The sequence below is a fragment of the Aeromonas sobria genome, assembly GCF_050266975.1.
GTDB classification, from domain to species: domain Bacteria; phylum Pseudomonadota; class Gammaproteobacteria; order Enterobacterales; family Aeromonadaceae; genus Aeromonas; species Aeromonas sobria_B.
On the sequence record NZ_JBKISU010000039.1, the window covers coordinates 24,349 to 38,015 of the forward strand.

Here is a 13,667-nt window from a genome sequence, read left to right on the forward strand (position 1 = left end):
CCATACTGGCCCGCTCTGGTTCTCGTATCGAGCGCGCAACAAGATGGAAAAAATCGTGATCCGGGGTGCCCGCACCCACAACCTCAAGAACATCAACCTGACTCTGCCCCGCGACAAGCTGATCGTGGTCACGGGTCTCTCCGGCTCCGGCAAGTCCTCCCTGGCGTTCGATACCCTCTATGCCGAGGGGCAGCGCCGCTACGTGGAATCCCTCTCCGCCTATGCCCGCCAGTTTCTCTCCCTGATGGAGAAGCCGGACGTGGACCACATCGAGGGGCTGTCGCCTGCCATCTCCATCGAGCAGAAGTCCACCTCCCACAATCCGCGCTCGACCGTCGGCACCATCACCGAGATCTACGACTACCTGCGCCTGCTGTTCGCCCGGGTCGGCGAGCCCCGCTGCCCGACTCACGCCATCCCGCTCGCGGCCCAGACCATCAGCCAGATGGTGGATCAGGTGCTGGCCCAGCCCGAAGGGGCCAAGCTGATGCTGCTGGCTCCCGTGGTGCGCAACCGCAAGGGGGAGCACAGCAAGCTGCTGGAGAACCTGGCGGCCCAGGGTTACATCCGCGCCCGCATCGACGGCGAGGTGTGCGACCTCTCCGACCCCCCCACCCTGGAGCTGCACAAGAAGCACACCATAGAAGTGGTGGTGGACCGCTTCAAGGTGCGCGATGACCTGGCCCTGCGCCTGGCCGAATCCTTCGAGACGGCGCTGACCCTCTCCGGCGGCATCGTGCTGGTGGTGCCCATGGACGGGGAGGAGCAGGTGCAAGCCATGACCTTCTCCGCCAACTTCGCCTGCCCGGAGTGCGGCTACTCCATGTCGGAACTCGAACCGCGCATCTTCTCCTTCAACAACCCGGCCGGCGCCTGTCCCACCTGTGACGGCCTCGGGGTGCAGCAGTATTTCGACCCCGCCAAGCTTATCCACGATCCGGGCCAGAGCCTGGCCGGCGGTGCCATCCGTGGCTGGGACAAGCGCAGCTTCTACTACTTCCAGATGCTCAAATCCCTGGCCGATCATTACAAGTTCGATCTGGAGACCCCCTGGGGGGATCTGCCCGCCCGGGTGCAGGAGGTGGTGCTGCGCGGCTCGGGTCGCACCGAGATCGAATTCCGCTACATGAACGATCGCGGCGATGTGGTGGTGCGCAAGCACCCCTTCGAGGGGATATTGCACAACATGGAGCGGCGTTACCGGGAAACCGAATCCAACTCGGTGCGCGAAGAGCTGGCGAAATACATCGCCAACAAGTCCTGCACCAGTTGCGGCGGCAGCCGGCTGCGGGAAGAAGCCCGCCACGTCTTCGTGGACAACCGCAACCTGCCCGCCATCGCCGAGCAGTCCATCGGCGACGCCCTCGCCTTCTTCGAAGGCTTGAACCTGACCGGCCAGCGCGCCCAGATAGCGGACAAGATCCTCAAGGAGATCGTCGAGCGGCTCGGCTTCCTGGTGAATGTCGGCCTCAACTACCTGAGTCTGTCCCGCAGCGCCGAGACCCTCTCCGGCGGCGAGGCCCAGCGGATCCGGCTGGCCAGCCAGATCGGCGCCGGCCTGGTGGGGGTGATGTATGTGCTGGACGAACCCAGCATAGGCCTGCACCAGCGGGACAACGAGCGGTTGCTGGGCACCCTGACTCACCTGCGGGATCTCGGTAACACGGTGATAGTGGTGGAGCACGACGAGGATGCCATCCGCCTCGCCGACCATGTGCTCGACATAGGCCCTGGGGCCGGCGTGCATGGCGGCGCCATCGTCGCCCAGGGCACGCCGGAGGAGATCATCAATAACCCCGAGTCCCTGACCGGTGACTACCTCTCCGGGCGCAAGGAGATCGCCGTGCCGGCCGAGCGCACTCCGCTCACCGACCGCTGGCTCAAGCTCAAGGGGGCGAGCGGCAACAACCTGCGCAACGTCAACCTGGACTTGCCCATCGGGGTGATGACCTGCGTCACCGGCGTCTCCGGCTCCGGCAAGTCGACCCTGATCAACGACACCCTGTTTCGCATCGCCCACCGGGAGCTCAACAAGGCGACCGAGTCCACCCCGGCCCCCTATCGCAGCATCGAGGGGCTGGATCAGCTGGACAAGGTGGTGGACATCGATCAGAGCCCCATCGGCCGCACCCCGCGCTCCAACCCGGCCACCTATACCGGCCTGTTCACCCCGATCCGCGAGCTGCTCTCCGGCACCCAGGAGGCGCGCTCCCGCGGCTACCAGCCGGGTCGCTTCTCCTTCAACGTGAAAGGGGGCCGCTGCGAGGCGTGCCAGGGGGATGGGGTCATCAAGGTGGAGATGCACTTTTTGCCGGACGTCTACGTGCCCTGCGACGTCTGCAAGGGCAAGCGCTACAACCGCGAGACCCTGGAGGTGAAGTACAAGGGCAAGAACATCCACGAGATCCTCGAGATGACGGTGGAGGATGCCCGCGCCTTCTTCGACCCTGTCCCTGCGGTGGCGCGCAAGCTGCAGACCCTGATGGACGTGGGCCTCTCCTACATCCGCCTCGGCCAGTCCGCCACCACTTTGTCCGGCGGCGAGGCGCAGCGGGTCAAGCTGGCGCGGGAGCTCTCCAAGCGGGACACCGGCAAGACCCTCTACATCCTGGACGAACCGACCACGGGCCTGCACTTCCACGACATCCAGCAGCTGCTCAAGGTACTGCACCAGCTGCGGGATCGGGGCAACACCATGGTGATCATCGAGCACAACCTGGACGTCATCAAGACTGCGGACTGGGTGGTGGATCTGGGGCCGGAAGGGGGCGCCGGCGGTGGCCGCATCCTGGTGACGGGCACCCCGGAGCAGGTGGCCAGGAACAAGGAGTCCCACACGGCCCGCTTCCTGGCCCCCCTGCTGGCGAAGCAGGCGGCCAGGACATCGGCCAGCCAGCCTGCACGCAAACGCAAGGCGCAAAAGAGCGAGCAGAGCGAATGACGGCCAGCCGTCCTGTTCGGTGAGGACGCGCTGCCAGCGTCCAGCGAGAGGGGCCTGCGGGCCCCTCTTTTATATGGGGGGGCCTGATGGCCCCTCTTTGATATGGGGGGCTTGATGGCTCCTCTTTGATATGGGGGCTTGATGGCCCCTCTTTGATATGGGGGGCTTGATGGCTCCTATTTGATATGGGGGCTTGATGGCCCCTCTTTGATATGGGGGCTTGATGGCCCCTCTTTGATATGGGGGGCTTGATGGCTCCTCTTTGATATGGGGGCTTGATGGCCCCTCTTTGATATGGGGGCTTGATGGCTCCTCTTTGGCATGGGCGCCTGATGGCCCCTCTTTGATATGAGGGCCCTGTGGGCTCCTCTCTGGGATGGGCGCCCAGGAAACCCGGCCCGGCGAGGGATGGCGGCCAAGGGAGGCGTATCAGGCGCCATGACGGCCGGATAAGGGTGGTGGCGGGAAATATAGCCGGGTGGCGCGCGGTGCGGCAGGCGGCGAATAAGCCACCTGGATCACAGAACCTATATTCACTCTGCCGCTTAAAGTTGAAATTATATTCACGATGAAAGTTAAAGTTATTAAAAATCAAATCGTTGTGAGTGAAAATAAGATGGATTACGCATCAGGTAAGCTATTTCGTACATCTATCTATTTATTGGTAACTTTTGCGCCAAATCAATAACCAGCCCGTCACATCCTTTTATAGTCGCCTTGCTTACAACCCAGAATGAAAAACTAAAAAAGGAAACTTGGTGATGAACAAATTTCTTCCCCTGATGCTTGCAGCCGCCTTTACCGCCCCCGCCATGGCCCACCAGGCCGGCGACATCCTGGTGCGTGGGGGCCTGGCCTTCGTCTCTCCCCAGGAGAGCAGCGACGATGTGCTGGGCACGGGCGAGTTCCAGGTCGATGACGACATGCAGCTCGGGCTGACCCTCTCCTACCTGATCACCGACAACTGGGGGGTCGAATTGCTGGCGGCCACCCCCTTCTCCCACCGGGTGAGCACCCCGGAGCTGGGGGAGGTTGCCAAGGTCAAGCACCTGCCGCCGACCCTGATGGCGCAATACTACTTCGGCGATGCCCAGAGCAGGGTGCGTCCCTATGTGGGCATCGGCATCAACTACACCACCTTCTTCAGCGAGAAGGGCAAGGGCGCCCTCGATGGGGCGGACGTGAAGCTGGATGACTCCTGGGGCGTGGCGGGTCAGATTGGCCTCGACATGGCGATCGACGATCGCTGGTTCGTCAACGGCTCCGCCTGGATCATGGACATAGACACAGAGGTGCACGTCAATGGCGGCGAGGGGATCAAGACCTCCATCGACCCCATGGCCTTCATGGTCGGCGTCGGCTATCGCTTCTAATGACACTTACTTGCACTGCACGTCCTTTTCGCCCGGCTGCGCCGGGCTTTTTTGTGGGCGTCTATTGATTCCCTTGCCATAAAAACATCATAAATTCACCTCTCCCACCTCCACTAATGGGCCGCCCGGCCGATATCCCCTGTACTGTCTCTTTCCCAACGAGTGAGGATGTCTCATGGGTTTGTCTATCGTGCAGCGGATCATCGCCGGATTTGTGCTGATGCTGCTGTTGCTAATCCTGCTGGGGGCAGTCAGCGCCCTCAAGATCCGGGGGATCAGCCAGGGTCTCTCCCAGGTGTCCGATACCGCCACCCCCCTGGTCATCACGGTGGCTGGCCTCAAGGGGGCGCTGCAGGACAGCAACCGCTGGGTGCTGGAGTACCGCGCCAGCGAACAGGCAAGCAAGCTGCCTGAGCTGGCCGGCCGCTTCCAGCAGCAAGAGGCAGGCTTCAAGACCCTGAGTCAGCAGATGGGGCGTTTCACCGAGCTGGCCGAGGCACGTCAGCGTTTCGCCGGGGTGGAGCAGGCCACGGGGCAGTTCTACGGGTTGGCCGAGCAGGTGATGGCCCAGCATGGCCAGTGGCTCGCGCTGCTGACGCGACGCCAGCAGCTGGAGATGGCCTTCATTCGCCTGGAGGATACCTACCAGTGGGCCGCGGATCTGCTGCTGCAGCAGGCTGCCGCCAAGCGATCCATGCGCAACAAGGCCGAACTCATCACCTCCGGCATCGCCCGGGATCTGAAGAACATCCGCCGCGCCGATGGGGAAACCGACCTCAACGCGCTGGAGCGGGTGCTCGGCAAGGACATAGAGATGGCCCGCAAGCGGCTGGAGCGGGTCGATGTGCCCGCCGACGTCAAGCAGCGCTTCGTCTCCAATCTGGACAGGATGCAGGAGCTGGCCCTCGGCAAGCAGGGGCTGCTCGCCACCATGCGTCAGGGCCAGCAGCTCGCCGCCTCCCTGGATCAACTCAATTTGCAGCTGGATACCGCCCTGGTCAGCAGCCTGAACCAGCTCGACGAGATGGGCAAGAGTGCGGGCGCCATCGCCAGCGAGAGCCGCGCCCTGGCCGATGATGCCGTCAGCAGCGCCAGCGTCTGGATCCTGCTGGTGGCCGCCGTCTCCGCCGGCGCCGCCCTGCTCATCGGCTACACCACGGCCCGCAGCATTCAACGCCCCTTGCAGCGCATCGACCATGAGCTCGGCCTGATGGCGGCCGGGGACATGACCCGCCGCATCGACTACCAGAGCCGCTGCGAGTTCGGCAGTCTTTCCCGCTCCATCGACACCCTGGCGGGCAAGACGGGGGAGCTGCTCGCCCAGATCAATGCCGGTTCCCGCCATCTGGTGGAGGAGGCGAGCCGCGCCGCCGAGATAAGCGATCGGGCCATGGCCCGGGTGCAGGATCAGAAGAGCCAGACCGATCAGGTGGCCGCCGCCATCACGGAACTGGAGGTGAGCGCCACCGAGGTGGCCCGCTCCACCGATGGCACCCGGCACGAGGTGGATCTCGCCGACGAGGAGGCGAAGGCCGGTCGCCATCAGGTCGCCGCCACCCGCCGCCTCACCGAGGAGCTGGCCGGGGCTATGGCCGAGGCGATGGGCATCACCCACAAGCTGGGGGAGTTCAGTCACAACATCGGCAGCATACTCGACGTGATCCGCGGCATCGCCGAGCAGACCAACCTGCTGGCCCTCAACGCCGCCATCGAGGCGGCCCGGGCCGGTGAGGCCGGTCGCGGCTTCGCCGTGGTGGCCGACGAGGTCAGGGCCCTGGCCAACCGGACCCAGACCAGCACGGAGGAGATCCAGGCCATGATCGAGAACCTGCAGAGCGCCAGCGACCAGGTGGTCGAGGTGATGGCGCGCAGCCAGGAGCAGACCGGCAGCTGCGTCGATCAGACCCGCCAGATGGATGCCGCCCTGCAATCCATCGCCGATCGGATGAGCGCCATCAAGTCGATGGCGGATCAGGTCGCCCACGCCGCCCAGGAGCAGATCTCGGTCAGCCAGGGGGTGGCGCGCCACATCGCCGGCATCGCCGAGGTGGCCTACGAGACAGAACGGGAAGCGCGCCAGTCGGCAGGCAGCAGTGAAGTGCTGGCGGATCTGGCGGGCAAGCAGCAGCAATTGATCGCCCATTTCAAGGTATGAGAGGACTTATGGCTAACAAGTGGATCGGGGCCCTGAGTCTCCTGGTATGTGGTCAGCTGATGGCCAGCGAGCTGGTGATCGAAAGCTGGCGCATCGATGACAAGGCCCTGTGGGAGCAGAAGATAATCCCGGCCTTCGAGGCCGCTCACCCCGGCATCCAGGTGAGATTCAACGGCGTGCAGAACGTCAGCTACATGCCGACCCTGTGGGCCAGCCTGAAGGCAGGCAAGGCGGGGGATCTCATCACCTGTCGCCCGTTTGACGACTCCCTGGCCCTGTTCAAGGCGGGCCATCTGGCCGAGCTGACCGAGATGGCCGGGATGGAGAACTTCCCGAGCTTTGCCCAGTCCCCCTGGCAGACCGACTCGGGGGCGCAGACCTTCTGCGTGCCCATGGCCTCCGTCATTCACGGCTTCTTCTACAACAAGCAGATCTTCAGCGAGCTGGGGCTGACCGTGCCCCAGACCCGCGACGCCTTCTTCGCCGCGCTGGACAAGGTGAAGGCCGATGGCCGCTATGTGCCGCTCGCCATGAGCGGCAGCGAGAGCTGGGTCGCCTCCGAGCTGGGTTTCCAGAACATAGGGCCCAACTACTGGCAGGGGGAGGATGGACGGCTGGCGCTGATCGACGGTCAGGAGCGGCTCGACAACCCGCAATACGTCAAGGTGTTCGAGGAGCTGGCCCGCTGGCGCACCTATCTCGGCGAGGGGGGCGAGAGCCGCGACTATGCCGCGACCAATGAGCTGTTCACCTCCGGCAAGGCCGCCTTCTATGCGGCGGGATCCTGGGAAATCGCCCCCTTCACCGGCAAGCTGGATTTCGGGGTGATGCCGCCCCCCGTGGCCAGGCAGGGGGACGGTTGCTTCTTCACCGATCACACCGACATCGGCATGGGGCTCAATCCCGCCAGCAAGAACAAGGAGGCCGCCATGGCCTTCCTGCAGTGGCTGACCAGTGCCCAGTTTGCCGAGCTGTATACCAATGCCCTGCCCGGCTTCTTCTCCCTCTCCAACCACTTCTTCGAGGTGGACAACCCGGCGGCGCGGGAGATGATGGAGTGGCGGGACAAGTGTGACTCGACCATCCGGGTCGCGACCCAGATCCTCTCCCGGGGAGAACCCAAGCTGGGGGATGAGTTGGCGAGCCAGAGCCAGGCGGTGCTGCTCGGCAGCCAGACGCCCCAGGGGGCGGCGAGCAAGCTGGAGCAGGAGCTGAAGGGCTGGTATGGCCCCCATCAGGGTAACCAGGGCAAGAAGGGGGCGCCCTGCCTGTGCGAGGCCCCGGCCCCGGCGCCGAGCGATGCGGCTCCTGGCCCGGTGATCCAGGCGGCCGCGAGCGTGCCGGATCAGACCCCGCTTCCCGCCCAGGCCGCCGTGGCGCCGGCCCAGGGCACTGCCGAGGCGGCGCCATTGCCTGCGGCCTCCCTGCCCGGCGTCGAGGCGGCGCTGGCCCAGGCCCTGGAGAGCCAGTGACCAAGAGGGCGCGGCCCGCAGCGGCCGGGGCTGAGTGATGCAACTGAAACGGGAGGCCTTGGCCTCCCGTTTCAGTTGGATGTGTGCGGGGATCAGATCGCCTCGTCCCTGGGCCAGCGGCACAGGCTGGCGATGCGGGCCCTGGGGGTGAAGCCCAGGTCACGGTAGACCTTCTGGGCGTGATACTGCTCATCCGCCACTATCACCAGGGAGGGTACCCGGGCCAGGCCCTGGGTGGCGACCCGGGCCAGCAGCTGCTTGCAGCATCCCTGATTGCGCCAGGCCCGCCGGGTGCGTACCAGCTGGAAGCGACCCTGACTGGCGGTGAAGAAGAGGCCGCAGCTCGCGACCAGTTCGCTGCCATGCCAGAGTCCCCACCAGTCGCCGAGGCCGTCGGCTATCATGGCCTGATAGAGACGCTGGCGGTTTTCCAGATAGGCGAGGTAGCGCTCGGCCGGGTAGTCGGGCTCACGCTCCTCCAGCTCGAGGGCGAGCCAGTCGGCCCACTCGCTGGCCGCTAGGGGGCGCACAGTCAGCTCGGGTCTGGCCGGGGGGGCGATCAACCGATCAGAGGTCAGGGTCAGCACCACGCACTCCATGTATTGGTAGCCGGTGGCGACGAAGCCGGCGACCCGGCTGTTTTGCCCCTCGGCCAGGGGCCACTGGAAGGTGCGATGCCGAAGCCCGGCATCCCGGGCCACCAGGAGATCGAAGCTCTGCTCCAGCCAGCCCTTGTCCCGATCGCTCGGGGCCGTGTTCAGCAGCAGATAGTTGCCGAAGTAGTAATCGGGGGCAGAAGGGGTGCGCACCGCCCAGAAGCCGGGGTGCTGGCTGACCTCGCCCTGATAGCGATCGAACAGCAGGTCGGTGGCGAAGCCGGGGTGCTGGCTGACCTCGCCCTGATAGCGATCGAACAGCAGGTCGGTGGCGAAGCCGGGGTGGCTATCCATGATGAGCTCCTCTTGGCGGATACTGGGTTATCGGCAGGGGAGGCTGGATATTGAAAAGGGGCCGGAGTCGGGCTCCGGCCAAACAATCACACGCAGATTCAGAACGTCCAGGACGATCCGTCGCCATCATAACCCGAGCCAAACGCTTTTGGCATGGGAGCCAACTCGCAATAACGAGATAAATAAGTCTGCATATGGATCCCTTTGTGCCGTTTTACATTTCCTAGTTGACATTCGAACGCTTTATCTTAAAGATAGCAAGACGTTTAGACGTCCAGACATTCACCGGCGTCATGAAGAGCAGCGAGCAGGTCAGGGAGTAGAGGAATGGGATTTCACAGTGCACGTCAGGTTGAGGCACTCAACCAGAGTCTGGCCGATTTGAGCGGCGATATCGGGGTCAGCTTCGAGTTTTTTCCACCCAACAGCGAAGGGATGGAGAATACCCTCTGGCAATCCATAGAGCGGCTCAAGGTACTCGAACCCAAGTTCGTCTCCGTGACCTATGGCGCCAACTCCGGCACCCGGGATCGCACCCACAAGGTGATCAAGGACATCAAGGAGCGCACCGGCCTCATTGCCGCGCCGCACCTGACCTGCATCGATGCCAGCCGCGACGAGCTGCGCACCATCGCCCGTGACTACTGGAACAGCGGGATACGCCACATCGTCGCCCTGCGCGGGGACTTGCCCCAGGGTGTGGACAAACCGGAGATGTATGCCACGGATCTGGTGGCCCTGCTCAAGGCGGAGGCGGACTTCGATATCTCGGTGGCGGCCTACCCCGAGGTGCACCCGGAGGCGCGCAGCGCCCAATCCGATCTGCTCAACCTCAAGCGCAAGATAGATGCCGGTGCCAACCGCGCCATCACCCAGTTCTTCTTCGACGTGGAGACCTACCTGCGCTTTCGGGATCGCTGCGCCGCCATCGGCATCGATGCCGAGATAGTGCCGGGCATATTGCCGGTCTCCAACTACCAGACCCTGGCCAAGTTCGCCGGCTTCACCAACGTCAAGGTGCCGCGCTGGATGCACCAGCGCTTCGAGGGGCTGGATAACGATCAGATGACCCGCAACCTGGTGGGCGCCAGCATCGCCATCGATCAGGTCAGGGTACTGAGCCAGGAGGGGGTGAAGGATTTCCACTTCTATACCCTGAACCGCTCAGAGCTGACCTACGCCATCTGCCACACCCTGGGGGTGCGCCCCAAGGGGTGAGCCCCATCAGCCTCCAGCAAAAAGCCAGCCCATCGGGCTGGCTTTTTGCTGTCTGCATGACGGGCCGTTAGCTCAGCAGCGGCGCAGGCGATACAGGCCCCAGCCGATGAGCAGCCCCCAGCAGGCGGCCCCCACGCCGAGCAGGCTGATGCCGGAGGCGGTGATCAGGAAGGTGAGCAGGGCGGCTTCCCGCTCTTCATCCTGCTGCAGCGCCGCGTGCAGGCTGTTGCCTATGGTGCCGAGCAGGGCGAATCCCGCTATGGCCGTGACCAGGGTGGGCGGGAAGCCGTTGAACAGGGTCACCACGGTGGCGCCGAAGACGCCGCTGAGCAGGTAGAAGCCGCCGGCCCAGACCGGAGCCGCCCAGCGCCGGGAAGGATCCTGATCCACCTCCTTGCCCATGCAGATGGCGGCCGTGATGGCGGCCAGATTGAAGGCGAAGCCGCCGAAGGGAGCCAGCACGGCGCCCAGGATGCCGGTCCAGCCGATGAGAGAAGAGGAGGAGACAGAGTAGTCGTGGGCCCGCAGGATGGCGATGCCCGGCATGTTCTGGGAGGTCATGGTGACGATGAACAGGGGAAGGGCTATGCCAAACAGGGCATCGAGGGAGAAGCTTGGGCTCATCCAGACCGGGCTGGCCAGCTGCCAACCGAGCCCGCTCAGCTGCAGCTGCCCCCGCAGGCCGCACAGCAGGATCCCCGCCGCCAGCACCACCACCATGGTATAGCGCGGCCAGAGATGGCGAGCGGCGATGAAGCCCAGCAGCAGGACGCCGATCAGCAGGGGATCCTGGGGCGTTATCTTGAACAGATCCAAACCGAAGCGCAGCAAGATCCCGGCCAGCATAGCGGTGGCCAGGCTGGCCGGGATCTGCCTCATCAAGCGCTCAAACCAGCCGGTGATGCCGCACAGGGTGATCAGCAGGGAAGAGAGCAGGAAGGCACCGATGGCCTCGGCCAGGGTGAACTGGCCCAGGCTGGTGATGAGCAGGGCGGCGCCCGGCGTCGACCATGCCGTCAGTATGGGGGTGCGGTAATAGAAGGAGAGGGCGATGCAGCTCAGCCCCATGCCGATGCCAAGGGCCCAGAGCCAGGAGGCGGTCTGGGCCGCGTCGGCACCGGCGGCAGCGGCCGCCTGTATGATGAGCACGACCGAGCTGGTATAGCCGACCAGTACGGCGATGAAGCCGGCGACCAGGTGGGGGAGGGCGAGGGGCATGGGGACATCCTTGTGTCTGCGTGTGCGTTATTGCGTACAATAGGGCTCGAGTATAGGGCTGGGCGTTATAGCGCACAAGGAGCGCATCGAATGCAGACCATGAATCAACACCTGGCACAGCGACTGAAGGCGCTGCGCGGCGAGCGGGGCTGGAGCCTGGATGCGGCGGCGCGAGCCACCGGGGTGAGCAAGGCCATGCTTGGCCAGATTGAGCGGGGCGAATCCAGCCCCACGGTGGCGACGCTGTGGAAGATTGCGACCGGTTTTCGGGTTTCCTTCTCCAGCTTTATCGAGCCGGCTCCCACGGCGAAGGACGATGTGCTCTATCGCACCGTCGATGCCATTCGCCAGCAACCCGCCGGGGAGGGCATGCAGGTGGCCCCCCTCTTCCCTTATGAGGGGCGCTTTGGTTTCGAGCTGTTCGAGCTGACCCTGCTGCCCGGCTATCGGCGCGAGTCAGAGCCCCATGAGCCGGGGGTGACCGAGCATGTCATCGTCATCAGCGGTGCCATGGAGGTGCTGGTAGACGGGGAGTGGCGTCTGCTCGAGCAGGGGGCGGCGGTGCGTTTCGCCGCCGATCGGCCCCATGGTTACCGCAATCTGGGGGAGGTCCCTGCCATCTTCCATAACCTGATCCACTACCCGTCGTCTCAGTCTCCCGAGCGGCCTTGATGCTCAGCCCGGGCGACCGTCGGCCCTGGGGCTGGTCAATATGGGGGCATAAATCCAGACGAAGAGGCCATATGCCAAGGACCAGGCCAGGCCACTGAGATTCCAGCCGTGCAGGGTGTGGCCGGGCCAGAACAGCGGGATCAGTACCCGGCATCCTGCCGCCGCAATGACCATGGCGAACGCCCAGCTGATCCGGCGGCCCACCTGCAAGGCACGTCCGCTGTGACCGAGCGACACCCGCGCTATCATCCCCAGGATCATGGTGCCCATGCAGCCGACGCTGAGCAGATGACTGGCCAGGGACAGGGAGATGGCCAGCCCAGCCGCCTGGGCCGAGAGGGCGAGCAGGCCGAGGGGGATAAACAGGTAGGCGAGGTGCAGTGACCACAGCAGGGGGTGGGGGAGCGTCGTCGGCAGGCGCCAGCGCAACTGTCGCCACAGATGCAACCCGGCCGCCGCTATATATAGAGGCACCATGTAGATGCTGGTGATCCATGGTGTGGGCAGCAGCAGCCAGATCAACAGGATGAGCCACAGGGATGCGAGGGCTGCGCGCTCCAACCACAACAGCGGCGCCGCTTTTTCCCGGCCTGTGCCGCGGGCGGTGAAGAAGGGAATGACGCGTCCGCCCATCACGGCAATCAGGGTCGTGAACAGCAGCACTGTGGTGATCAGCAGATGTTCTGTGACGATCCACTGCTCATGCCACAGCCAGCTTGCCCCGTTGAGCAGCGTCAACACCAGCAGCAGGGGCACGAAGAAGAGGTTACGCCATTGGCGAGTCGCCATGATGGGTTTGGCCAGAAACCAGGCGCACAGTGGCAGCCAGGCCAGATCCGCCATCATCAGCACCGGATTTCCCTCGCCCAGCCAGGGGAGCAGGCACCTCGGCGCCGCCCATAAGCCCACCACCCAGGCCAGTGGCCAGCCGCGTACGCCGGGGTGGGCCGTCCAGTTTTGCACTGCGGTCAGCAGAAAGCCTGCGACGATGGCGGCGCCGAAGCCAAACAGCATCTCATGGGCATGCCACCAGATGGGATTGCCGATACCCGGCATCTGGAGCAAGCCATTGAGCTGTGCCAGCCACCCCAACATGGCCAAGGTAGAGAAGAGGGCTCCGAGCAGGAAGAAAGGCCTGAACCCCAGACGGAACAGAGGCACAATCTGCTCTTCCTTGCGGCTATCCAGAATCTGATGCATGACGGCAACCTTAAATTGACATTTGAAATGGCTATTATAGAGAGGCTCCTCAAATGTTCAATTCAATTCCGGTCAGCGCCTGGATTGCCGGTATTGTGAGCAAAGAAACGGAGGGTTGCTGCATATCTGAGCGAACGCACTCTTTCTGTCATCTTTTTGTCATTCTTCCCTTGCCAGCGGGCGCGCCATCCCTATAATGCGCCCCTACCAGCACGGCGGAACACGCCGCATTGATGAGCCAGCTTCCTAGCGAAGTGGGCGCCGAAAGAAAGGCGAAAACAACCGCTTGACTTTCGAAGTGAGGAGCGTAAGATGCGCCTCCTCAACGCGATAAGCGTGATGCTCTTTAACAATTTGAATCAAGCAATCTGTGTGGGCACTCACAGCATCGAACATCAAACAATTTTGTTGATTTTCAATGTCTGGTGAAGTGACCAAGACGATTTCTTAGCAATAAGAAGTCGAACA

8 protein-coding genes and 1 pseudogene are annotated in these 13,667 nt (G+C 63.8%); 6 read left to right on the plus strand and 3 right to left on the minus strand.

Annotated elements, in window-relative coordinates; all coding sequences use genetic code 11:
* Positions 1–43: 43 nt before the first annotated feature.
* From uvrA to ACLHZ1_RS18450, 4 genes and pseudogenes are all read left to right on the plus strand, one after another.
* Positions 44–2,869, plus strand: a pseudogene (gene uvrA, locus ACLHZ1_RS18435) (excinuclease ABC subunit UvrA); the annotation flags it as partial.
* Between the two features lie 833 nt (positions 2,870–3,702).
* Entirely contained in the window at positions 3,703–4,314 is a 612-nt protein-coding gene (locus ACLHZ1_RS18440; RefSeq protein ID WP_427263245.1) for an OmpW family outer membrane protein, read from the plus strand.
* Positions 4,315–4,489: 175 nt separating this feature from the next.
* Entirely contained in the window at positions 4,490–6,469 is a 1,980-nt protein-coding gene (locus tag ACLHZ1_RS18445; protein ID WP_427263246.1) for a methyl-accepting chemotaxis protein, read from the plus strand.
* A gap of 8 nt (positions 6,470–6,477) precedes the next feature.
* Positions 6,478–7,941 carry an ABC transporter substrate-binding protein gene (locus tag ACLHZ1_RS18450; RefSeq protein WP_427263247.1) on the plus strand — a complete coding sequence of 488 codons (1,464 nt, stop codon included), beginning with the start codon at positions 6,478–6,480 and terminating at the stop codon, positions 7,939–7,941.
* Positions 7,942–8,033: 92 nt separating this feature from the next.
* On the opposite strand, the gene ACLHZ1_RS18455 is transcribed toward ACLHZ1_RS18450, so the two are convergent.
* Positions 8,034–8,891 (minus strand): GNAT family N-acetyltransferase, encoded by an 858-nt coding sequence (locus tag ACLHZ1_RS18455; RefSeq protein WP_427263248.1) that lies wholly within the window; start codon positions 8,889–8,891, stop codon positions 8,034–8,036.
* Between the two features lie 327 nt (positions 8,892–9,218).
* Here ACLHZ1_RS18455 and metF point away from each other — a divergent pair, with 327 nt between their 5' ends.
* Entirely contained in the window at positions 9,219–10,109 is an 891-nt protein-coding gene (gene metF, locus ACLHZ1_RS18460; protein ID WP_041997414.1) for a methylenetetrahydrofolate reductase, read from the plus strand.
* 72 nt (positions 10,110–10,181) lie between these two features.
* Here the strand turns inward: metF and ACLHZ1_RS18465 are convergent, their stop codons facing one another.
* Positions 10,182–11,327 (minus strand): benzoate/H(+) symporter BenE family transporter, encoded by a 1,146-nt coding sequence (locus ACLHZ1_RS18465; RefSeq protein ID WP_427263249.1) that lies wholly within the window; start codon positions 11,325–11,327, stop codon positions 10,182–10,184.
* A gap of 90 nt (positions 11,328–11,417) precedes the next feature.
* Between ACLHZ1_RS18465 and ACLHZ1_RS18470 the strand changes: the two genes are divergently transcribed.
* Positions 11,418–11,999: a helix-turn-helix domain-containing protein gene (locus ACLHZ1_RS18470; protein WP_427263250.1), complete on the plus strand. Its 582-nt coding sequence runs from the start codon at positions 11,418–11,420 to the stop codon at positions 11,997–11,999.
* Between the two features lie 3 nt (positions 12,000–12,002).
* Here the strand turns inward: ACLHZ1_RS18470 and ACLHZ1_RS18475 are convergent, their stop codons facing one another.
* Positions 12,003–13,199 (minus strand): NnrS family protein, encoded by a 1,197-nt coding sequence (locus ACLHZ1_RS18475; protein WP_427263251.1) that lies wholly within the window; start codon positions 13,197–13,199, stop codon positions 12,003–12,005.
* Positions 13,200–13,667: the final 468 nt, after the last annotated feature.